16 protein-coding genes and 3 pseudogenes are annotated in these 22,864 nt (G+C 25.9%); 10 read left to right on the top strand and 9 right to left on the bottom strand.

What is annotated here, in order from left to right; all coding sequences use genetic code 11:
• The first annotated feature begins 398 nt into the window (after window positions 1-398).
• Window positions 399-755: a hypothetical protein gene (locus tag BLA33_RS05935; RefSeq protein WP_233436609.1), complete on the top strand. Its 357-nt coding sequence runs from the start codon at window positions 399-401 to the stop codon at window positions 753-755.
• Window positions 756-1,359: 604 nt separating this feature from the next.
• On the opposite strand, the gene BLA33_RS04625 is transcribed toward BLA33_RS05935, so the two are convergent.
• On the bottom strand, window positions 1,360-2,490 hold the full coding sequence (locus BLA33_RS04625; RefSeq protein WP_029346813.1) for an RNA-guided endonuclease TnpB family protein: 1,131 nt from the start codon (window positions 2,488-2,490) through the stop codon (window positions 1,360-1,362).
• Between the two features lie 2,065 nt (window positions 2,491-4,555).
• On the opposite strand from BLA33_RS04625, the gene BLA33_RS04630 reads away from it, so the two are divergent.
• Window positions 4,556-5,497 (top strand): P12 family lipoprotein, encoded by a 942-nt coding sequence (locus BLA33_RS04630; RefSeq protein WP_029346814.1) that lies wholly within the window; start codon window positions 4,556-4,558, stop codon window positions 5,495-5,497.
• A 636-nt stretch (window positions 5,498-6,133) separates the two neighbouring features.
• Here the strand turns inward: BLA33_RS04630 and BLA33_RS06155 are convergent.
• Window positions 6,134-6,454 (bottom strand): P52 family lipoprotein, encoded by a 321-nt coding sequence (locus BLA33_RS06155; RefSeq protein WP_157651909.1) that lies wholly within the window; start codon window positions 6,452-6,454, stop codon window positions 6,134-6,136.
• 18 nt (window positions 6,455-6,472) lie between these two features.
• Between BLA33_RS06155 and BLA33_RS05940 the strand changes: the two genes are divergently transcribed.
• Window positions 6,473-6,730, top strand: a complete 258-nt coding sequence (locus BLA33_RS05940; protein ID WP_029346815.1) for a 5'-methylthioadenosine/S-adenosylhomocysteine nucleosidase family protein — start codon at window positions 6,473-6,475, stop codon at window positions 6,728-6,730.
• Between the two features lie 632 nt (window positions 6,731-7,362).
• Window positions 7,363-8,481 (top strand): hypothetical protein, encoded by a 1,119-nt coding sequence (locus BLA33_RS04640; RefSeq protein ID WP_075226623.1) that lies wholly within the window; start codon window positions 7,363-7,365, stop codon window positions 8,479-8,481.
• Between the two features lie 1,337 nt (window positions 8,482-9,818).
• Here BLA33_RS04640 and BLA33_RS04650 read toward each other — a convergent pair.
• Entirely contained in the window at window positions 9,819-10,007 is a 189-nt protein-coding gene (locus BLA33_RS04650) for a hypothetical protein (protein ID WP_157651907.1), read from the bottom strand.
• Between the two features lie 379 nt (window positions 10,008-10,386).
• Between BLA33_RS04650 and BLA33_RS04655 the strand changes: the two genes are divergently transcribed.
• A complete protein-coding gene (locus tag BLA33_RS04655; RefSeq protein WP_029346818.1) occupies window positions 10,387-10,701 on the top strand; it encodes a hypothetical protein in 315 nt (104 codons plus the stop codon).
• Between the two features lie 249 nt (window positions 10,702-10,950).
• A complete protein-coding gene (locus BLA33_RS04660; protein ID WP_012622213.1) occupies window positions 10,951-11,313 on the top strand; it encodes a hypothetical protein in 363 nt (120 codons plus the stop codon).
• A gap of 871 nt (window positions 11,314-12,184) precedes the next feature.
• Here the strand turns inward: BLA33_RS04660 and BLA33_RS05905 are convergent.
• Window positions 12,185-12,332: pseudogene (locus tag BLA33_RS05905) on the bottom strand (Bdr family repetitive protein); the annotation flags it as partial.
• 492 nt (window positions 12,333-12,824) lie between these two features.
• Here BLA33_RS05905 and BLA33_RS04665 point away from each other — a divergent pair.
• The gene (locus BLA33_RS04665; RefSeq protein WP_029346819.1) at window positions 12,825-13,892 is read left to right on the top strand and encodes a variable large family protein; all 1,068 of its coding nucleotides are present in this window, start codon (window positions 12,825-12,827) and stop codon (window positions 13,890-13,892) included.
• 1,607 nt (window positions 13,893-15,499) lie between these two features.
• Window positions 15,500-15,625 (top strand): hypothetical protein, encoded by a 126-nt coding sequence (locus BLA33_RS06085; RefSeq protein ID WP_256381186.1) that lies wholly within the window; start codon window positions 15,500-15,502, stop codon window positions 15,623-15,625.
• A 125-nt stretch (window positions 15,626-15,750) separates the two neighbouring features.
• On the opposite strand, the gene BLA33_RS06090 is transcribed toward BLA33_RS06085, so the two are convergent.
• The 3 genes and pseudogenes from BLA33_RS06090 to BLA33_RS05945 form a co-directional block, all read right to left on the bottom strand.
• Window positions 15,751-15,879: a hypothetical protein gene (locus tag BLA33_RS06090; RefSeq protein ID WP_012622181.1), complete on the bottom strand. Its 129-nt coding sequence runs from the start codon at window positions 15,877-15,879 to the stop codon at window positions 15,751-15,753.
• A 36-nt stretch (window positions 15,880-15,915) separates the two neighbouring features.
• Window positions 15,916-16,662 carry a virulence associated lipoprotein gene (locus BLA33_RS04680; RefSeq protein ID WP_029346822.1) on the bottom strand — a complete coding sequence of 249 codons (747 nt, stop codon included), beginning with the start codon at window positions 16,660-16,662 and terminating at the stop codon, window positions 15,916-15,918.
• 151 nt (window positions 16,663-16,813) lie between these two features.
• Window positions 16,814-17,112 (bottom strand): annotated as a pseudogene (locus tag BLA33_RS05945) (DUF226 domain-containing protein); the annotation flags it as partial.
• Window positions 17,113-17,332: 220 nt separating this feature from the next.
• Here BLA33_RS05945 and BLA33_RS05825 point away from each other — a divergent pair.
• Window positions 17,333-17,554: a BB0158 famile outer surface lipoprotein gene (locus BLA33_RS05825; RefSeq protein ID WP_436626927.1), complete on the top strand. Its 222-nt coding sequence runs from the start codon at window positions 17,333-17,335 to the stop codon at window positions 17,552-17,554.
• 517 nt (window positions 17,555-18,071) lie between these two features.
• Here the strand turns inward: BLA33_RS05825 and BLA33_RS04690 are convergent.
• Window positions 18,072-21,893, bottom strand: a complete 3,822-nt coding sequence (locus BLA33_RS04690) for a class I SAM-dependent DNA methyltransferase (RefSeq protein WP_075226625.1) — start codon at window positions 21,891-21,893, stop codon at window positions 18,072-18,074.
• Window positions 21,894-22,070: 177 nt separating this feature from the next.
• The gene (locus tag BLA33_RS06095) at window positions 22,071-22,190 is read right to left on the bottom strand and encodes a hypothetical protein (protein WP_316242916.1); all 120 of its coding nucleotides are present in this window, start codon (window positions 22,188-22,190) and stop codon (window positions 22,071-22,073) included.
• Between the two features lie 382 nt (window positions 22,191-22,572).
• Here BLA33_RS06095 and BLA33_RS05960 point away from each other — a divergent pair.
• A pseudogene (locus BLA33_RS05960) lies at window positions 22,573-22,783 on the top strand (RNA-guided endonuclease TnpB family protein); the annotation flags it as partial.
• Between the last annotated feature and the right edge of the window lie 81 nt (window positions 22,784-22,864).

A 22,864-nucleotide genomic window follows, 5' to 3' on the forward strand; every position in this document is an offset into this window, starting at 1 on the left:
CATTCAAACATATATACTAAACAATAATTATATTTATAATTATTGTTTAGTATATATGTTTGAATGTCCATAGATTACACCCATTAGTCCGACATTACTTCCTATTAGTTAAACATTAGACCCTATTAGTCTAATATTTAACCTGCACTGTTTTCAAAAATCCACAAATTGACCCCTTTTAGTAGTAGTTTTTATCCCAAAAGTCAACGGTTTGGCTTTTGGATTTCTTCGAAAAAGAAATATAATATATATATGATATTTAGCAAATTTTTTCTAAAATTCAAATCTTATAAGAATAGAGAAAACCCCCTTTACGAAATAAATCCTGAAGAATTCATTCTAATTAGTAAAAATCTTATGGAGACCTACAGCACATCCACAAATTACTTGGAATTATTATGGCTTCTGGAATTCCATTATCTCATTTAAAAAATCTAAATACCAAAACCCCACACAACTTCAAATCCAATAGACTTTCTTACATACTGGACAACGGTTTGATGTTGAAAACATATTTTTTAGTCCCATCTAATGGAATTTCTAAATGCATTGAAAATCTAAACAAAAATGAACTGTTATCTATTGGTGCACGAAAAATTAATTATGTAGCAAAAAATATATTCGACTTCAATATAACTACTAAACAACTGAAAATTGCTTATTCTTTGATCGTAAAGTCTAAAGAAAAGCTAAAAGCTAGCAAATATACCAAAAATCCAGGAAACATCCGAATAACTGAAAATCCATGTACCTAGATTTAGGCGAAAAACTCGACTACATTAATTTGTTTAAGCCTGTAAAGCCTAATGAAAACAATCTAAATTACTACAAAAAAAATAGTATGCACAAAAATACATATACTATTGCAAATTTGATTTCAAATTTTTTTTCTGGAAATGAGCCCTGCAAAAATTTGTATAATCTGAAATTGTACATTAATGCTAACCTAAGAAAATTAGGAATTTACAAAAGTACTAGTAAATTACAAAAGCAAATTTTTTCTAAAATCTTTTTGGTTGATTGAAAATTTTTAACGCAACTATGGAAAATCAACTAAGTCAACTATCCAAATTACTAATCAAATTAGAAACACTTATGTTTACAATAGAACAAACTAACAAACAATTTAGTCAATATACTCAAGAAATAATCGCGAAAGAATATAATGAGCTAATTCAAAATTTTGGTATAGCTCAAGATACACCCACATCATTGGAAAAAAATCTCAAAAAATTGAAAGACGTGAACTACTATTTCTAAATCAAAGATTATAGAAATAGCTTCTTGTTTCATCCCATGATAGCTTTTTAGGTTCTAAAAGAACGATCATCCACTAGAGCATGGTCCACAAGCTTAACTTCAGGCAGTTCCTGCCTTAGTTTTTATTTCTTTGTAATAATTTTTAAGATTTAGAGCCGCATTTATATCCCTATCATGCAAAGTATTGCAGCCACTACAAGTCCACCTAGTATCACTTAATTTTAGAGTTGTATTTTTAATACTGCAATTGTTGCATAGCTTACTTGATGGGAAATATCTATCTGCTTTATGCAAGTAGGATCCATACCACTCTGATTTATATGATAATTGCCTTACAAACTCATACCATCCTAAATCATTAACACTTTTGCCAAACATTCCTTTTTGCATACCTTTAATTGATAAGTTTTCTATTACTATATTTTTGTAATTAGCTGCAAAATAATAAGATAATTTATGTAAAAAATCTTTTCTTTGATTTGAAATTTTCCTATGCAACTTGGCAACTCTTAATCTAGATTTAGCCCTATTTCTAGAACCCTTTTGTTTTTTTGATAGTTTTTTTTGGTATCTCTTAAGTTTACTTTCATTTTTTAGTAAATATTTAGGATGATTGATTTTCTCACCCTCGCTACTTACTAAAAAGTGCCTCATGCTCATATCAATACCAACTACCTCTTTTTTATTATCTTTAGTTTTATCATTATTTTTAACATCCAAGCACTCAACTGCTACTGAAATATAATATTTATCATCAATATCTTTTTCTACTACTACATTTTTAATAACTTCATTGCTCTTAATATTTCTATGTAACGCCAATTTTACAAATCCTATTTTAGGTATCTTTATATAATCATTTTCTATTCTTATAGAGTTTTTTTGATTATTAGTTCTATAGGTTTGTCTATTTTTTTTACTTTTATATTTAGGAAATCCTTGCGTTCTATTTCCTTTTTTAATTTCTCTAAAAAAATTACTATACGCAGAATTTAAGTCAATCCATGCGCTACAAAGAGCTAAACTATCAACTTCCTTTAGAAATGGAAATTCATTTTTATAATTACTTGGGTTAACACTAAGACTTTTCTTATTCTTTTCATAATAGTCTTTCTTATCACTTAACATTTTGTTATACAAAAATCTTACACATCCAAATGCTTTTGAAAAATATTTCTTTTGATTAGTGTTGGGATATATTCTATACTTATAAGCTTTATTAGCACTCATTATTTTTTAATTATTATATTATATTTTAACTTACGTTACAAATTCATCTCCACCTAAATTTCATAGAAATTATAGGTGGAGATGAATTTGTGATTACTTGATAAAAAACTCTTAAAGGTTATTTTTAAATTATTAAAATGTAAAAGTATGTCTTTAATAAAATATAAACTTAACTATTTTACATAAAAATCGCACAACTTTTATGTTTTTATCCTATGCCAATGCCAATATACCTTATTAAATTTACTTTAGATTTAACTCTTTTATGCCTTACTAAAATAAATAAAGTTTTACTAATTCCATTCTCTATTATAATATCAATTTCCTAAATTTCCCCCCTAAAAAAGAAGTTTTATCATTCTGTGTGTAATATTATAAGATTGACTTTTAGCTATTTTAAAATATATTTCTAAAACTTTAGAGCATTATCGACAAAATTGCTTTGCTATATTTAGAATAATAATTTGTTAATTTTAATTGTAATATCATTTAGTATTTAGCAATATTGTAATTTTATTTTTTTTTATATTTTTTTTCTTTTATGCATTTTTCATATCTTGATGCAAGTTACTAAAAATAAATGCAAATTACTAAAAACATATTCAATAAATATTATTTCGATAATGTCAAGTTACCAATATCGATGTCAATAAAAATCAAATAAAAGCAAGATGAATTAAAAGAAATATTAAATATTAATACTTTCTTTACTGGTACTCATATTTTTATTCTTCTTTAATAAGAAAATCTTCAAAAGAAGAAATGTCGAAGTGAAATTATTATTGCAAGATTATAATCTTTAAATATAACAATAAAAAAAGCATCAACAAGCCCTAATAAAAAATTATCATTCATCGGTTAAATATAAATGATTGTTTTTATTGGGGAGAGAGAGATGCTTAGATAAAAAGGCACTAAACCCCAAGTCCTTATTATTTACTATATGAGACTTGTTAAAATAAAAGAGTGATGAGACGTTAAAAAAGGAAAGAATGCTGATTTGACTATAAATCAATAAATAAATTTAATACCAGCACATTTAGAGGCATGAAATACTGTTTGTAAAATGCATTTAACAAAATTTTTATTTAATTTACACGACAATTCAAGGAAAAAGAAAAACCTGATCTCTAATAAATAGGTCAAAATATATTTATATATTTGACATTCTAACAGGAGGATGTTGTTTTAACATCCTCATTAATTAAGTATAAATAAATAGAAAAAATAATAAGATAGTAAAAGTTTTCTATACTATAAAAGTAAATAAATTAAAATGAACGCAAAAATAAATAGTTTTCAAATTTTGGCTATTGCCTGCTTTGGCTAAAAATAAAAATTTAGGCTTTATTAAAATAAAAAATTCAAGTTCTAAGAGAACAGCGCAGCTTTATTCCTCTGTTATCTGTAACGCTGCTAAAATATTTCTATTTATTTTTATTAAAATAAATAATACAGATTTAATGGATCAAAATACAAATACGTAGTTCAGTAATATTAGACTTTTTTCTTTTCTTAATTCATTTTTTATTTTTTTATAGTCACTGACTAAATCTAATATATTCAGATTATTGTTTTTTGATTTTTATAAGGAAAATTTTCCTTAATATTGCAAGTATAGGATATAAAAATTTTTAATTTGTTATTATTTTTTTATCAAGCGTTGTTGTTTAAAAATATTTATAATTTATTGCTCCCATGATTAAAATGAATACAACGAAACTCTTAAATATTGATTTAATTTTAGATGACTTACAACCAACAGCGTAAAGGTCCATTAAGTATTCAAAGAAATAAGTTTTTAAGTCCAATATTAATAACAAAATTCAAAGAGTAAAAACTCTACATAGAATTAAGCAAAAAAATTTATTAATTTCTTTCTAAAGTGAAATAATAGTCCAAAACTTATCAGATATTCTCCAAATGATTAAATAAGTAAAAAAGTATAAAATATAAATAAAAATTTATATTTTATTGTAATTAAAACAAAATGATATATAATCTTAATTAGTAATTAATATATATAATATAAGTTCTAAATAAATATAAAAGGGGAATATTTTTCATGCAAAGAAATTTGTTTTTATATACATTGTTAACGATAGGATTGATATCTTGCAGCCTAGATTCTAAATTATTTGATAATAAAGAACAAAAAAATAAAAATGATATAAAAAATGCCTTAGATAGTATTCAAAAAAATACTCTTAATAAGTTATATGATAATCAAGAAGAAAAAAAAGGTGTTAAAAATTTTGAGGAATTGAAAGATGGAGGTTTAATTTCCCCCACTCCCGCAGAGTCCTTAGCGTCCACAAGGCCCACTATAGAGAAGGAGAATATAGGTCCTCCTGTGGTGTCTTTAGAGACATCTAACAATAAAGCTAGTATACCAACAACAACCATTTCAATTGAGCATAATCAAAAAAAAGAGATAAAAAAAGAAATAAAAAAAGAACAACTTTTTCCTTCTACTAAGGAAGAAAAGAGAGCAGATAAAGAAATTAAAAATATAGAAAATGCTATTAGAGGCTCTGGATTTCCCAAGTTAATTGAGGATATAAGGTCACTTAAACATGAATATACTTCGATAAAAAGTGATTTTTATGATGTAATAGATAAGATTAACAATAAAATAACATCACTAATGAAAAATCGTCATAAAAATAGAACTAAAATAACGGAACTGAGACAATTGCAAAATAATTTAAATACAGAAAACGAATTTGATGAAATTATGACTCACATTGATATTGCAGAACAAGATATAGGATCTGCAGCTTTATTCTTTAATGAAGCTAAGGAAAGTTTAAAAGAAGGCATTATTAAAAGATTGGAAAATGAAAATAGGACAGCACTACTATTATCTAAACAAGCTTTAAATAAAGCAGAAGATGCTTTAAGTAAATTAGAAAATTATTCTTCTAAAAAAAATTTAGCAATGGGAAGAAATAAAATTATAAAAAAACTTATTGAACAGGCAAAAACTGCTTTAAGTAAGTCTTAAAATGGATAATAAAATATATAAACATATTAATATTTAAAATTAGTTAGAGCCTTTTCTTAAAAAAGGCTCTCTTACTTATTATTAGTAATTACGCATATAAATATACTAACTTGGTTAGTATATTTATATATTAAAATTTCTTTTTACCATTCAAACATTTTTTCACTCACAATTGTTTTTAAAACTTCGATTTTTTTCTTCTCCTTTTAGCCAATCAATAAGTATGCTAGAATGTTTATTTTGATTTGCTTATAAAATATCGGTATTCTTTATTTTAAGGTTTGCCATGATCTGTTCTCATAATCTGAACAAATAGAATCCTTTTTTTGTATATCCTAAAATAAGGATATTTTTTATAATACAAATTAAAGATTGGGGCCAAATCTTTTAATTGGCATTAGTGTGCTTTTGATAATTTGTTTACTTAAAAAAGAATTTATTTATTCATATTTAAATTAATATGATTCCTTTTAATAAAATACCGGTTTAGACATGTTATTTTTTAGAAAGTTTCCATCCAAAAATTTTCTTATTTTTTTTTGTGCTTAGTTTGTTACATGTATATTTTTATTAATAGAAAAGAAAAGTCATTTTAATTTTACACCATAATTTTCTAAAAATAATTTCAAAGATTTTTTATTTTTTTAAACCGTTGATCAATAGTGGGAACGGATCATCAAAATAATTATGCTTCCCATCATTAGAACAAATATGCGAATCCTTATCAAAAAATAAAAGATTCACTAAGCACAGATTCTCAATACAAAGATATAATAAAAAACCCTTGATTTCGAAGGAATTATTGTTAACTATTGTTTTAATCTTGAGAAACAAGTTAAGTAATTCTTTGGATCTCTTAGAATTCAAACCCAAAAAAATTGTCAAAATTTTTTCATTATGGTTTTCAAATAATGGTGGAAGATGATTTAAATCATTTTTATTTAATTTATTAATAATCTTCCCAAACTAGAGAGCTTGTCTTTTTTAGTAAAAAATCATTATGCCGTATTTCATCAAGAAATCTCAGGAGAATTTCAAAATGCAATTGCAATAGACGTGGAAAGCGCTGCAATGGTTCAAATAGAATATAATTTCAAAATTCCTTTTATAAGCATACGAGGAATATCTGATATAGTTAATAATGAAAATAATTATAATGATTATAAAAAATTTATAAGAAAAGCTTCTATAAATTCTGCAAAAACAGTAAAAAAATTGATTAAATTAATTTGAGTATATAAAGAGTTTTATGTTTTTCATCTAAGTAATTATTTTGTTTATATAATTCTTTATTTAACATTTTAAATGTATTTGCTAATTGGGTTATTGGGGTTGGGAAGCTTGGGGTTAAGATTTATATAAAATCCTTGGAAGTCTCCAAATTAAAAAATGTGAACCGCTATTTCTATAAATTCTATAAAATTTTACACTATTTAAATTTTCTCCCAGTTAATGGTAAATTTTGATTAGGTATCATAGTCAGAAATACCACCATTTTTATTTTCTTGCCAATAACTTCAAAAAGCCTATTTACTATTTATTTAATTAAATTATTCAATTCTATATTCTTTATTACAAATTGAAAGGCACCTATTATTTTTATAAATTAATGACTACTACCCTATAAACTTAATTTTACCATAAAAGTAAAAACAAATAGTAGTTGTAAATTTAATAAAAATACAGGTTGTTTTTTTATTAGTATAAACAGCTTGCAGTAGCTTTTTTAAATTTTTAGAAGTCTTTTTTATTATTACTAAAGAAAGCAAGCTTGCAAATAAAACCATACGTATTGAAAGTAAATTTGGGATTTTTATAATATTTGCATATAATATGTTATATGTCTGAAATTGTAGGAGAGGTATATGAGTAATAAAATTTTCTGTATTTTAGTAGTTTCAATTTTAATGGTTGGCTGTGATTGGGGGACTATTAAAAATAAAAGTATAGAAATTTCTGAGATATTAAGAAAAGGTAAGGATAAGACTAAAAATCAAAATAGTATAGAATTAGGTGAAAATAATTCTATGTCTAAAAACAATATATCTACCGTAGATGTAGATGTAGATGTAGATGTAGATGTAGATATTGCTAATTTAGAACGTTCAAGAGTAGATTTAATTAATCATCTAAAACAAGTTAATGATCCTGTAATTTCAAATGACAACGCCGTAATTTCTCAAGCAAAAGGAGAGATGGATTTAATAAATAATATTAATTTTGCTACAATAGATTCAAAACCAGCAAAACCAGCTCAAAATTTAGGAGATTCTTTAAGTAATGCCTCTGCTAGTGGTACGGAGTTTTTACAGATTGAAAATCAAAAAGAGCCTAGTAAAAGGATTTTGTCTAGTAAGTTAGAAGATTTAAAAAGTTTTATAAATTCATTTTATGAGAAGGAAGCCTTTAGAGAAGCTAAGGCCACACAAAGTCTTATTGGCGATTCCAACATGGGTAAAGAAATTGCTAAGCTTAAGAAAGAATATGATCAGCTTAACAATTTGTTTTGGGATATGCAACAAAAATTTCATAATCAAAAAGATTCATTTATAAAAAATATTAAATTTAGAGAAAATAGAGAAAAAAATAGAGTTATATTTAAATCTTTTTCATCTATAGAAAAGAAAATCAAGAATTTGAATCATAAGTTGAATGAAATCCAAAGCAATTTTCAAATTGCATATAATAGCTGGAATAATGCAACTTCTCTTTTGAAAGAATCTATAGAAAAATTAATTCTGGCAATTGAAAAAAGGCATGACAATGAGAGCAGAAATCAAGGTCAAATTGTTGAGCCTGTTAGTTGGCGGGACAAGGATCAAGCTGATACTTTTGCTAAGGATGCAAAATATAATGCAGAACATTCTTTGAGTTATTTAGAAAATGCGGCCGCCTACTTTAGGTATAGTTTATCAGATAAAAAACAAGCCAAAAGGCTGTTAGAAGAGATTCAAAAAGAGTTTTATCGAATTGGCATTCTATAAGGAGAAATATTTAAACATTTAAGCTTTATTATGTATAATCTTATAAGTAATAGAACAAGTTATGATTCTTTTAATTACCTTGCTAGGTATGTTTTAGCAAAAACAAAAGCCAAATAACAGTCATATTTCTCAAATTAAACAACTCTGTTACTACTTAAAATCCAATTTTATTAGTAATTATCTAAAAAGGATAGGTGTGGTATTGCTGCAGTAATAAAATCTAAGATTCTGATACTACTAAATACTTGGATTACTTTTTTTTACTTTGTTGTCAAAAGATTATGGTTTGCTGAGCGGGTAACTATAGATAGACTTTTTTAAATCTTTATCTTTTTCTTTTTTGCTTAAATATATTTGCAATAGAATCTTTGCCAGAAATGTATTATGAATGTATGAATATTTTAACAAGGATAAATCAGATCTTGTGGATTTGGAGAGATTTTTATATGAATTTGATTTTCAAACTATTCTAAAAAATAGAAATTTATTTATTGGAATTATAGATTAACGAATTTTAAGAAAGGTGTTCAAGGGCTTAGTATTGATGATATCAATAAGAATAAAAAAGATTAATCCGATTGGTATAATTTTATCTATAGAAAATTTAACTGAGTAGACAAAGGGTTGATTGGTGCAATAAAAATCATATTGGGTATGATATTTTTACCGATATTGATAAAGAGGGGGGGGGTAGTTGGTAGCTTATATTAATATAATATTTAATGAAGTTAATAGAGAAGATATAGATCAAACATCAGGTATAAATATTCTAAAAGTGAGTCATCGTGGTTGTTTAATCCTGCTTTAGAACTTGATGGGTTTTAAAAGGCGGACCAAGCGGAAGTTTTATATGTAGGTGCAGAATAGAGTTTGACTTTAACATTTTTTATAAAAGTAAGGCATGTTTCTTAAACATTACTAAAGACATGTATTAAGGTAAAAAATCTTAGTTTTTATGTCTTTTAAAGCTTAATTATTGCTTATCTTATGCGTTTTAAGACTTAACTCTTTTTTATAAACAGAGTATAGATTATCAATGGCAGCAATCATTTTTTTTACTCCCTTCTTGTCTTCTTTCTAGTAAAAATTTTTGCTTTTTTAAATCCATCATCCCCATATTCACCATGAATACTAGCAATGGCGCCACAATAATATCAACATCGGAGTCTCCTTTTTCATTAGCATATTGATTTGTAGTAACACTAAAATCTTTAACATCTTTCTTAAATTCTATAGAAGATAAACCTATCCGCTATAGAAGCATAAGCTATGCTATATTTCTATAGTCTTTTTAATAAAATAATAGGAATAAGATTTCTTATTATTTTGTAAATGAGCTATGTTTTTTCCTTTTTAGTTTCATCAGCTTCTATAGTATTAATAGTATTATAAGATTTTGTATTTTTGTTATAGATATATCTTACTATATTGATATGTTTTAATTTTTTAAAATTAGTAGCAGAATCATCAGTAAGGCATGGCAGAGCTACTATCATGATCATTAACTTGAGCCAGAGTAGCTTCACCTGTAGCATATCCCTTTTTTTTTAGTTATTTTGCCTAAATATTATTTATATTATATATTACAAGTTTATAAAAGTTTCTAATAAATTTATGAAGTCTGCTTGTGAATTTGCAGAAGAAAATTATCTTATAGCTATTTAGTGTTTTATGTTTATATCAATATAATAGTTAATTAAGTTAATAAAGAGGGTGTAAGTGCAGTATCTTAGCAAATAAACTAAATATAAGATGTGTTTAAATTAACAAAATAGTATTAAGAGGGTGATGAGGAGCAAAGTTTGATTTAGTTGCTACTTAATTTATAGATTTCCAATAAAGATAAAAGCAATAAAGTTAATTAAGCTGTTATGGTATATTATTTTAATATGTATAGGTGATAAAATGAGATTAATAGTTAAGGTTTTAATTATAAGTAGTTTAATTAGTAGCAATTTTATGTCGTGTAAGCTATATGAAAAATTGGTAGATAAAAAAGAAGAGCCTTTAGATAATAAAGGGAAGTATTTGAAAAAAAATAAATTAATTGTGGGGTCTGTTGATAATGTAAAAACCGATACTTCAACTTATTATGTACAAGATAGTGATAGAGGTAGGCGTAGGACTAGAAGTGTAATTAAAGGAGAAAAAAGCGACCAGAAAGGAGATGTATTAGAAAAGCAGATAAGCAAGGACATAAATATGAAAATTTTCGGTTGATAGTAGATCAACTAGCAGTCAGAATGCTATTTACAAGCATTCTGAACAAGTTACTAATAAAGCTAAGGAAGCTGAGAATATTAAGAATAAAGCCTCTTATTATATAGCAGAGGCCGGGGCGGAATGGCTGCTAGTTTAAATAAGATAAAGTTATAACTTGATAAAATAAAGACTAAGATTGATGATGCTGAATCTGATCTTCAGAAAGCAAGAAGAAAATCTGAGATTAGTAAATCTAAGAGAAAATTATTGCCTGACCTGCACAAAGTAATTGTTAAGGCTAAAAATAGTAGGGATTATACTTACAAAGTATGTTATAGTGATGCAGTTAGTGTATTAAAAATTGTCAGGAATGGTTTTGAAAATGCAAAGAGAAGAGCAGTTGATGCTTTAGGAGAAACCAAAGATGACAGCTCTTCTATGGCATATCATAATTATTCTTACTTTTATTGGATGGAAAAAGCTAAAGCAGCAATGAATAATGCAGAAAGCATGTTTAAGAATGCCAAAAAGTATCAAGAAGATCTTAAAGCTAAGATGGATCAAGTGAATAAAGGGTTTGCTCACTTGGAAGAAAAAATATTAAATTTGGGAAAACATGAATCTAAGTAGTAGAATAGAGACATAGATTTAACCAAAATGGAAGTCTTCTAGGAGGGTAAGAAAGAGGTTTTTTATTATAGCTCTATGTTATTCTCTTAGTTATAATGAAATCTTTTTGTGTTTTTGTTGTAAAAAAAAATTTCCCAATTGGTATTTACAGGTAATATTTGAGTATTATATTATATGTGTTTTTGTATTGCTTTTTAGTATACTAGGCTTGACTAATTGATATATTAGGTAGTAGAACATGTATGAATAATAATTTAGCGTATAAACAAATACTAGAATATAAATATGTAAAGAAGGCCTTTTATTGATTAAGGGGTTTAAAGAGGGGATAATAGATTCTTTTTTACTGTTAAATCTAGTGTGTAGTGGAAATCTACCAAACAAAAAAATTTTATAGAATAAATTCCAATGAATTCACTCTAATTAGCAAATATCTTGTCAATTCTTTTAGCAATAATCACCAATTACTTGGAATTTATTATGGTTTCTGAAATTCCATTAACTCATCTAAAAAATCAAAATATTAAAACTCCTTGCAATTTCAAATCTGATATAATTTCTTATACATTGGACAACGGCTTACAAATACTAAGATATTGCATAAACAATGCTAGTATTACGCTCACAGCAAGTTTTGACACAACGCTAACCCCAAATTATCCAATAAAGTGGTTTTATTATCGCCGAATATATCCTTGCTACTAAGACCATTTCTTACTTCCTTTATCTCATATCGAAAACTTTATTGCATCACTTTTATCTTAATACTATATACAATAATGTATTCTTTTTTTTATGATTTTGTTACCCCCTAAAAGGAAAATATTAAGAATTCCAGTCCCCCAATACCACAAAAAACAAGACTAGCCACCAACTTTAGCATTAGTTTGCTTGTAAAAACAGCAATCTTAGAAACAAGATTATCAAACTTTATTCCAAATTGATTTTTATAAATTTTCTAAATCCCTATATTTAGAATCATTGTGATAATATCTTTTTTGACAAATCTTTTGTGCTATATGTTACTATATCACTTTAAATAAAGTGATACTGATTTAGTGCAAGATGTCAAAAAAAAGAGTTGCACATTACGAGAGAATTTATGGCAGAATAACTTAGGGTTAGAAACAGAATAAAAATTTTTGTTCCATTAGTAGTAATTTCTAATATATCTAGTATCTATAAAAAATAACAACAAAGTGGCTGTTTTTTTATCACCAATTATTGGAGTTTAAAATAGAAGTTACAAAGAATTTTTTACTTTTGATTACTTGAAAGTGTTTTTATAAATTTTTTTTTATGATTTTGTTTAAATTTTGAAATAATATTCCATTATTTCAAAATTTTATGTGTTGTAAGGTTTTGTGAATAAAGTTGTTTTTTTGACAGTGGCTAGAGTTAAAAGAAGTTAAAAGTATTTTTACTCATAAACTTGTTAAAATACTTTTTTTGATTTAAAATGGGGTTTTATTCTTTTTATTAATTCTTTTTATTAAGGGGGATGATCTAGTATGAAAAAAATTTTAAGTTTAGTATTTTTAGTGGTTTTGCTAGTTCTTGCTAGTTGTAAAAATAATGTAGAAGCAGGCTTGAATAACAGATTTTTAGATTCATTTAATACTTTTAGTGGATTAATTGCAGATGTGTTTGGACTTAAAGCAGATCCAAAAAAATCCGATATAAAAGAATACTTTTCTAATATGGCTAAAGAGTTAAATAAAACTAAAGAAAGTCTTGTAAAATTACTTAAAGAAAACGGCGGTGTTGGGCCAGAGGTTAATAATAGGGATGAGAAACGCGGTAATAAAAAAAATCTTGGGCTTAGAAAGACAATAAGCATAACTATTGAAATTTTAGAGGAGTTAATAAAAGGCGCCAATACTGCTACTGCTGCTGCTGCTGCAAGTAATGAAGCGATCGGCACAGTTTTCATTAGCAGCAATAATAGTGGTGTAGCAGATAGTGATAGTGTCAATGGAATTGCGAAGGGAATAAGGTGGATTGTTGAGGTTGCTTATGGTGCTGCTGAGAAAAAAATAGAGAATAAAGTCGGTTCCAATGCTGCTGGTACCGACAATAAAGATGCAGGGAAATTATTTAGTGGTGGTGGTGGTGGAGATAAGGATGCTGCACGGAAGGCCGTTGCTGCTGTTAGTGCGGTTAGTGGGGATCAAATACTATATACGATTGTTTCTGCTGCTAGAAACGGCAAGGTGGATGTTGGTAGCGTTAGTGATGAGTTGAATATTAGCGGCAAGAATGCTCAGAATGCTGCAAATCCTATTGAGGCTGCTATTGGGGATAGTATTTCTAGTAGTAGTAATCAGACATTTAGTAAGATTACGAGGAATGATGAGATTGCTGCTGCTATTGTTTTGAGGGGAATGGCTAAGGGGGGCAGGTTCTTTGCTAGTGATAATGCTGTTTCTGAAGTAAAACAATCGGCACAGTTGTCAATATTAAAAACTGTTACGACTTTAGCGGATTTGGTGAAAGGAGTTGTAAAAGAGTGTCTTGATAGGATAGTTAAGATTCTTGAAGAAGAAAATCATAATAAGCCCCACACTGCTTCTACTTAGTGTGGGTTTTAGAGATGAACTTAACTCTTTAGAGTTAGTTTATTCCTCCTACTAATTTTTCTTTAATACAAGTCATAATAAAATTAATAAAATATTTCAAAATAAGATGAATTTTCTGATTTTTAACAATTTTTAAAAGATGAAAAAGAAATAAAATCTAAAATAACACTTTTTGCATTCAAAAATATAGAATAACTATCAGAAGAATTTTTGATAGTTAAATGTTCTAATTGTTTATCTAAAGTTTTAAATTCATCTATATAAAAGTTTATATAATCAGATTAATCTTTTAATATTGTTTTATTAATTTCTTTTTGAGTTTTAATTACATATTTTGTTGAATTCATTCTTTCTTTTATAACTTAAAAGAATATTACAATTTTTTATAGAATAAAATATTCTGACAATTAATAATAATATTAAAGTAAATTAACAATTTTAATATTGATTCACCCTTTATAATTAAATCTTTAATATATTATATAAAAATAAATTTAAGAAATACCCAAAAAACAAAAAGATCATACTAATAGGGTCAAATCTAGATTAAGAATTTTTAATCTAAATAATAAAATCTAAAATCAAAAAAAATATTTTTTACATAAATTATCTTATTACTTTGTATCAAATTATAAAAGCATAATAAATAGAAAACTTATCAATTAAAGGCATACAAAAATGAATGTTTGAAAAAAGTATTAATGATTTAAGATAGTATAGGCTTGTAAGACAATTGCCATATAAATCAAAATAGTGTGGATCCTACTTTGTATAAATTAGAGAGATGCTTTCCATCAAGCAAGCTATGCAGTAATTGTCGCATTAAAAATACAACTCTAAAATTAAGTAAATACTAAGTAGATTTGATTTGTATTGGTTAGAACACTTTGCATGATAGAGATATAAATGCGGCTCTAAATCTTAAGGCTTATTATTATAAAATAATAAAAACTAAGACAGAAACTACCTGAAGCAAAACTTGTGGATAATGCTCTAATGGATGCCCGCTTCTTGTAGTAGAGTAAAACTTAAAAAGCCATCATGGGATGAAGAAAGAAGCTACATTCTATAATCTTGATTTAGAAATAGCAGTTCACTATTACTATTTGCAACCATCAATTATTAAAAATAAAAGTGTAATTGATTTTTACTCCAATTGTTTTTATATATACTTTTTTAAAAAAAAATATAATAATGACCATTTGAAATCATTATACTAGCTGGATAAATTTCCTTATTAAGAGTGTCAATATAATTAGCTTAAATTTTAAACAAATTTATTATTTATCCTCTTATAAAAACTTTTTATTTATAAAAACTCTAGTATATCTATTACTACAAATAGTAGTACAAAATATATTAAAACGATCATTTATTAAAAAAATTCATAAATTTAGCCTCATACGGGGCTTGTCTTAGCTTTTATTTCATATTCATGATCTTTTTTAAATTTTATTTTACCATATAATTCAAAATGCAATAAGGTTATTTATTTAAATCTATAAAAATTATAAATGCAAAACTTAACTGATTCTGCCACCAAGAAGGTTATTGGGGAGCAGATATTAAATGCGATTATTGTGGATGTTAATAAAGGTGATAATGGTGTGCTAATACTGGTGCAAATAATAATCCGATTGATACTAACTGATATTAGAAGTGTTGGTGTTGGTGGTGGTGGTGGTGGTGAAGCGGTTTGGTTATGCTGCTGTGCGAAAGGATGCCAACATTGAGATTACCATTATTTTGAGAGGAGATTGCTAAGGGTAAAAAGTTTGCTGTTCGGGGAAATGTGTAATGCTGAGAGGAGAATACCAACACAATGTTATAAAAAGTGCTGTTCGGGGGCTGTTAGAAATCATGGAAGGGGAGAAAAGAAACGTTGTTTTTCTTTCGGTAATGGTGCTGCTGGCTTTAATGCCATAAGTACCTCCATAAGATGGATTTTTTTAATTATTTGTGTTCTATTTCCTTTTTTAATTTCCATAAAAATTGGACCTCAGAAAGTAAATATATATACCCTTTAAAGGGTATATATTAAAATTATCTCGCTTTTAAGCTTTTCTGCTTCATTATATTTTTCTTGAATTTGATTATAAAGTGCAACCACATAAGATCCAAGCTTGGTTTTATCTGTTTTTATGGAATTTTTATTATTTTGATAATCTAATAAAAGATGTTTTGACATCTTTGAAACGATTGTTTTTATAGATAATAATTTTTCAAACAAATTTTTAAGTCTTTTTAAATTTGAAGTATCTAGTTTGCCTAGAGTATCTTTTTTAGAATATAAGTGAACAACCACATCATCAAGAGTACTTCCAAATAGATTAAATAGACTAAATATTTCTAGTACTTTTATTGACAGTATTCTAATTTCTGAAAATTTCTTTAATTCATTAGTTTCAATAGCGTTTAATAAAATACTATAAACATGCCTTCTATATCTAATAGATCTCTCGCTACTTGTATCAGATATCAATTCCCGCGGTGATTCTGCCCAATACATACTTCCGAAAACAGCCAACATTCCATATTGATCCGAAGGTTCTTCTTCCATTTTTTTTACATATTTTTCTCTATCTGCATTAGCTTTTTCTATTAAATTTATTAAATCATCAAGTAATTTATTTTTTATTCTTTTATCAGAATCTGCATTTTGATTTGAAATTATTCTCTTACTTGAAGTTCTTTTCTCATTTGTATTGGAATCTGGATTGCAAGCAGTTAATAAACAAACAAATATGCTTATAATCGTATAATATTTCATAAATATTCTCCTTATTTAAAATTTTACATTGTATTATTTTATATCCTGTAATATCATGTAATACAATATATTAAAATTGAATATATCAATCTAATATCAATATAATATGATTTTTAATAAATACAATTTAATTGTATATTTGATAAACAATAATGGTATGCAAATAGCAAAACACACTACCTTTTTTGAACCTAAATTCCACGAAATAAGATTTATTGTAGGTTTTGATTTTTTTTGGAGAAGTTGCAAACAGAAGTATAGTCACTGTAAAAAGGATTATTCCTAATCTTTTTAAATCCGTAAAACATCCCCAAAAATTCATCCTCTTCCCTTGTTGGAAATAGGGTAACGTATTTTTCTATTTGGTGAACAAATTTGTAAAAAAGACAAATACTTTTTCTGATTTTACGTCGAACCCCCCAAAATATTATTCAATCTGGTGTGGTATATGGTTCTATCGCCCAAGATTTCTTTCTTGAAAAAAGTGTGATTTTTTAAAAAAGCGATCTGTTTTCTATTAGTTGGAATACCCCTTTCTACTGGTTTTTTCACGCCTTCTCTGTTTTTATGAAGAATCTAATATTTTACCTCCTTTCTAGGCTCAGAAACTTCAATTCCAAATCTATCCACTAACTTTATCCTCCGCTGCCAGGGACACCTGGAGAAGTAGATTTTTAACGATGACCTAACAAGTTCTTTTAAACTTCTTTATAAAAAGAGTGAATATAGCTATATGTTTGCATCCCTTACTATAAAAGATAGACGAACCAATAACTATGAAGCCTATGAAATTGTATTAAATCCAAGGCTATTTATTGATACTATTAAGCTAATATTTGCTAAGTATCCAAATTTATCAAACGAGAAATTAAAACTCCCCACTGATGAATAATAAATAACCCGGTGGTGACATTTTTAATTAATAAATAGATTTATCTCTTAGAAGATACTCGAAGCACTTTAAGAAGCAAAATAAAAGATAATAATACTGTAAAAGTTAGTGATATTCAGGATGATTTAGAAAGATTAAAAAGTTATTTAAAAGAAATTAAAGGATAACTTGAAAATTCTAAAAAGGAAGAGATAATTTTTAAAGCCATAAAATGTGAAGTATATAGTGTAGATTATCCTAAATAATACTTAATTAATTTTTAATATAAAAAAATCAAGAAGATATTATTAAAACATGTTATAAAAAAAAAGATGCTTTTAAAAAAATAAATTTCTAGTTAATTAATATAAAAAACTATAAAAACTCTTTTTATAACCTACCAATAATTCTTACTAAATCATCTTCTTTTTCCCCATATATTTAGCACAAAAAGAATTAAAAATGTCAATAATATATGCTTTTTATAACTTTTTATATAGACTACAAACTCTTTATTTCTAATGTCTTTAGTTAAAGCTTAGTTAAGTTTGTTTATTCTTAAATAATTCTCATATCCTTTTATTAAAGACGAAATATAGACTTCTCCTTTTTTATTTTTTAGTACCTCAAAGTCATTAAGTAAAACCCTAAAATCTTCTTTGGTCAGTGAATAAAGACGGGCTACAATAAAATTATTTTCATTTTCTTTTTCTTTAAAGAATTCATCTTCGGTATCTAGATTGAATATTTTATTAACTTCTTCTTTACTAAACTCAAAATGTTCTAAGTAAAGTAAATATTTAAAGTTCTCCGGATCATTTTTAGCTATTAGTAAGGAAGTATTTTTGACTAAAGTTAAATATAGTGGATTAGCTAGAATTTCATCTTTTTCAGGTTGCGGCATTGGACATTGATATAAACATGATTTTAACACATTTGAATCAATAAATCTTCTTAGCAAAAAATCAAATGCTAATGAATTAAAAATAGATATAATAAACAATTTTTTATAAATAGATATTGGTGTTTTCTCATAATTTATATACATTGAATATACACAATAACAATTTTGAGGAGACAAAGTACTAATCATGGTTCTTATATCTGTATTTCTTGCAATTGCCCTATAGAATATTCTTTCAGTTTGATGCTGATTGTTTTCAGCTAATATTTTTTCTAAATCTTCTTTATCTATCCAGAAAAATTTAGAACTTTCTTTTGCATTCTTATTTTCAAAAAATCTTGAATTAAACTGATGAATATTAGCTCCACAATAAAGAAATATAAAGTTTTCATTATCATATTCTTTTAATAAAGATTTACGATTCTTAATACTCGTGTCTAAGCCTTTTTTAAAATCAATATATTCTTCACTAAAAACACTGAATTGACTAAACATTTTGTTGATTAAGCCAAATTCTTCATTATTTTTAAATTCTATTATTGACTCTTGAGCAGGAGATAGTTTTTTAATTTGGTCTATATTTAATTCAATTCCTTTATAAGGATCATCTTTATTGTCTTTTAAATCTCTAGTTATTTCTTTTAAAATATTATCACTATGTTGAATCATAAATTTTACTTTAAAACTAGATGTGGATTCTTTAATATTACTAAATTGAAATATCGCAAATTTAAACCGAGAATCCACATTTTTAAATCTTTTTTTGTTTTCAAATTGGTAAATATAATTAAGCTTATACTTACTAAACATATGTTTTCTTAGTAACCTAGAACTAGATTCGCTAAAAAGAGCCGAAGGTACTAAATAAGTTAAATTACCTTTTTCTTTTATTAATTTTAAATTAAATGTAACAAAGTATCTAAAAAGATTTGGATCACCACCACTAGTATAATCTTTAAAATCAAATTTATAAATATTGTTAATGGCAGTTATACTGTTTTTTTCTTCATTGTATTCAATATTCAAAGGATGCGTATCTTTACTAAGTATTTCTTCTTTTATCTTATTTTGTTCTTTTATGCTTAGTTTTCTATAACTAGGAATATGTTTTGAAAAAAATTCAGACTCATTAAACTTAATTTTCTCCCATGGAGGATTTCCAATTACAATATCAAATCCTTCTTGAATATCTGGAAACTCAATTCCATAGTGAAAAAATTTATAGTAGCTACTTAATTTTCTAATTTTTTCTATTTTTTCTTTATCTTCGCTAGAAGCTTTATTGCTTAATATATTTTCAATTAAACTAATTACAGTTGCAATATCACTAAATTCTATATTTAAAGATTTGTCAAAAGATAATGAATAAAGTTTAAGTAAAGAAAATATTATTTTTAAATTATCTGTATCTTCACTTTCCTCATATTCTTTGTATATCTTTTTAGATTTTTCTATATCTTCTTTAGTAGTATCATTAATACCTTTAATTTTTTGATAACTATCTTCTAAAATAGTTGTAATTTCTTTAATTCTTTTTTTAAATAAAGAAAATCCACCTTCAAATTTCTTTTTTGTAATATCAAAAAATTCATCTTTGGTATATCCTAGAAGGGCATTTCCTACTTTGATGTGATGTTCAATAAAGCTTAGTGGCGTTCCAAAAATAAAGGTATTAATCCATAAACTTAACATAGTAATTTCAACCGAAATAGGATTAATATCAACACCATAAATACACTTCTTTAATAGCATCCTTTTAAGTACCAATTCTTTACTTATACTATCTTGAACATCATATTCTTCACTTTCTTTAAGAATAGCTCTATATTCTTTATCAAGCTCTTTTTTTACATCTTCAAATTTATCTAGCTCGTACCATACTTTTTCTGTTAAGTAATCTAAACAAGAAATTAAAAAATGCCCTGATCCACAAGAATTATCAATGATTTTTATATCTAAAGGGGCCTTGGTTTTAAGCTGTTCTTCAATTGATGATATGACCATAAAGTCAGTTAAGTCATCTGGAGTATAATATGCTCCGCTTTTCTTTCTATCAAGCGATCTAGATGTGAGATAAATATTACCTTTATAGTATGTAGCAACTTTGTTTACTTTTTTGTTTTCAAGCTCTTCTTCAGTACGAATGAGATAAACTCCGTCTTCAACAATACGATGAACAGTAGTATCTGCAATTCTTAGATCATATTCAAGTAGAGTCTCGTATAATTCTCCAAAACTTTTGGGATCTAACTTTGAATACTCTACAAATTTTTCATCTTTAATGTTTTTTTCTTCAAAGAAAAGTATTTTAACTAGCACTTCTTCAAGCTCACTAATACTTAGTAAACTTTCATTATTTAAATATTTAACCTTGTCTTCTGCAAATAATCCTCCATTAAATATAGGAAACTTTATTGCATCACTTCCTTTATTAAGCAAGTTGAAAATTGTTATTATTTTTTTATATCCTAATTTCTTTTTTGTATTTTCATCATAAAAAAAATATCTAAAAGATATGGAAGATCTGTATAGCTTGTTTTCTTCTAATATTTTCTTAAAAATTTCGTTATCTTCAATATATGCAATAAAAAATATTCTTAAAATAAAAATAATTGATTCTTCAAGTATGCTAGCTAAAATATGTTGAGTAATTTCTTTGTCTGATACTTTAAATTCTTTGTCATATATATTTTTTGCAATTTTGAAGACTATAGAGTCGTCGGGCCTCTCATAAAGTATCTCTCTAAGAGTTTTTTGAATTATCTCTTTTTCTTTAGATATTTGTTCTTTTTCAATCTCTATTACATTGCTTGTCTTTAGATATCTTTCTCTTCTTATAAGGTAAATGAATAAAATAAACCATTCTTGTTCTTTGTATTCTTCTTTTTTTTCAATTTTAGAAAAATCAAATTCAATATATCTTTTTTTTCCATAAAGGACTTTAGATTTGTCATACAATCTCCATATCTTTCCATTTGAAAGTATCCCATAATGTTTTTGATATTGATTTAGATATCTATATAGCTGATCTTCTGCTTCTTTTACTTTATTTTTAGTGTCAAAACTAAATAATGGGCGCTTAACTTCTGCTATAAGCAAGATATCTTCAGTCAGAATAGGCTCATTATTTTTTTTAGCTTCTTCTAATTTATTATTAAAATCTGCTCTGTCTTTATCATTTTCAAAAAGTAGCATATCTACTCTAGACTCCACTCCTTCTATTTGTCCGACTTTTTGTTGTTCTACTGAATAATTTAGTTCTTCAAATATAGATCTTAGTAAAGACTCTGTATTTGCTTCTGTTGAATTATCATCTATTAAAGAAAGTTTCTTCTTTATAAGAAGAAAAAAGTCTTTTAGTTTATTAATACTCTCTTTTTTTATAAAATCCTTTGATAGTTCTTTATAAAGAGATATATTTGGATCATTTGTTTTTACAATGTTATTAGTTTTCATTATTTATGTTTACAAAAACCATTTATGTTATTTATAAATCTTTTTTAGCCCTTCTTAATATTCACAGTATATCCCAAAATTGGTTTTTTTAAAAGTTTAAAAACCAATCTTAGACAAGTCGGCCAAAACTTGTTTTAATATTTGTTTAACTGTAAATACTTTATTTTTAATATAAGACTATTCAAATCTATTGCCAGCCTTTTCTATATATTTCTCAGCATAATCAATTTTATACAAGTCCAATTGTATTAAATAATCAAAAATTTGATCTAAATAAACATCTATAAGATAAGTTATTGTTTAAGGCTTCATGAACACAATTAGAGTTATTAATTTATTTTTTATAAGGTAACCCATGACATCAAAAACATCTAAAACACTTTTTCTTTAATCCTAATTTTTCTTAAACACCCTCTAATTTGTGAAGCATAGACAAAAAAGGTTTCTATCCTTTTCATTTTTAAAATCATAATTATCTGGTCTTTTGTTAATTTCTTCTTTAGAAACATCTTGTTCAGAATTATGAAATCAGTAAAGATTTAAAAAATTCCTGTAAAAACTTATCAGTATAAAAAAAGTATGAATAATAAACATTTTTTTATTCATAATTATCCTCTCTTAAAATTAAGAGATAAGCCAAAGTTCTTAATTTACAATTTTTTAACAAGTAGAGGGGGTAGAGAAAAACAATAATCCTAAATATTTGCTAAAAAATGAAACTAAATTAAAGGAAACTATCAAAAAAAAGGTTTTATCAATAGAATTAATCTGGATGAAGAGTTACTAAGCTGTATAAGAAAATTTCAAATCAACAAAAAGATTTTTTACATAAATTATCTTATTACTTTACAGCTAAATATACAAACACAGCAATAGAGAGATTGTCAATCTAAGTATACAAAAATGATTTAAAGTTAATAAAACCAATAAATACTAAGCCCTAGGATTTAGATTTTAAAATGAAAAAAACC

The sequence above is a fragment of the Borreliella garinii genome, assembly GCF_001922545.1.
Classification (GTDB): domain Bacteria; phylum Spirochaetota; class Spirochaetia; order Borreliales; family Borreliaceae; genus Borreliella; species Borreliella garinii.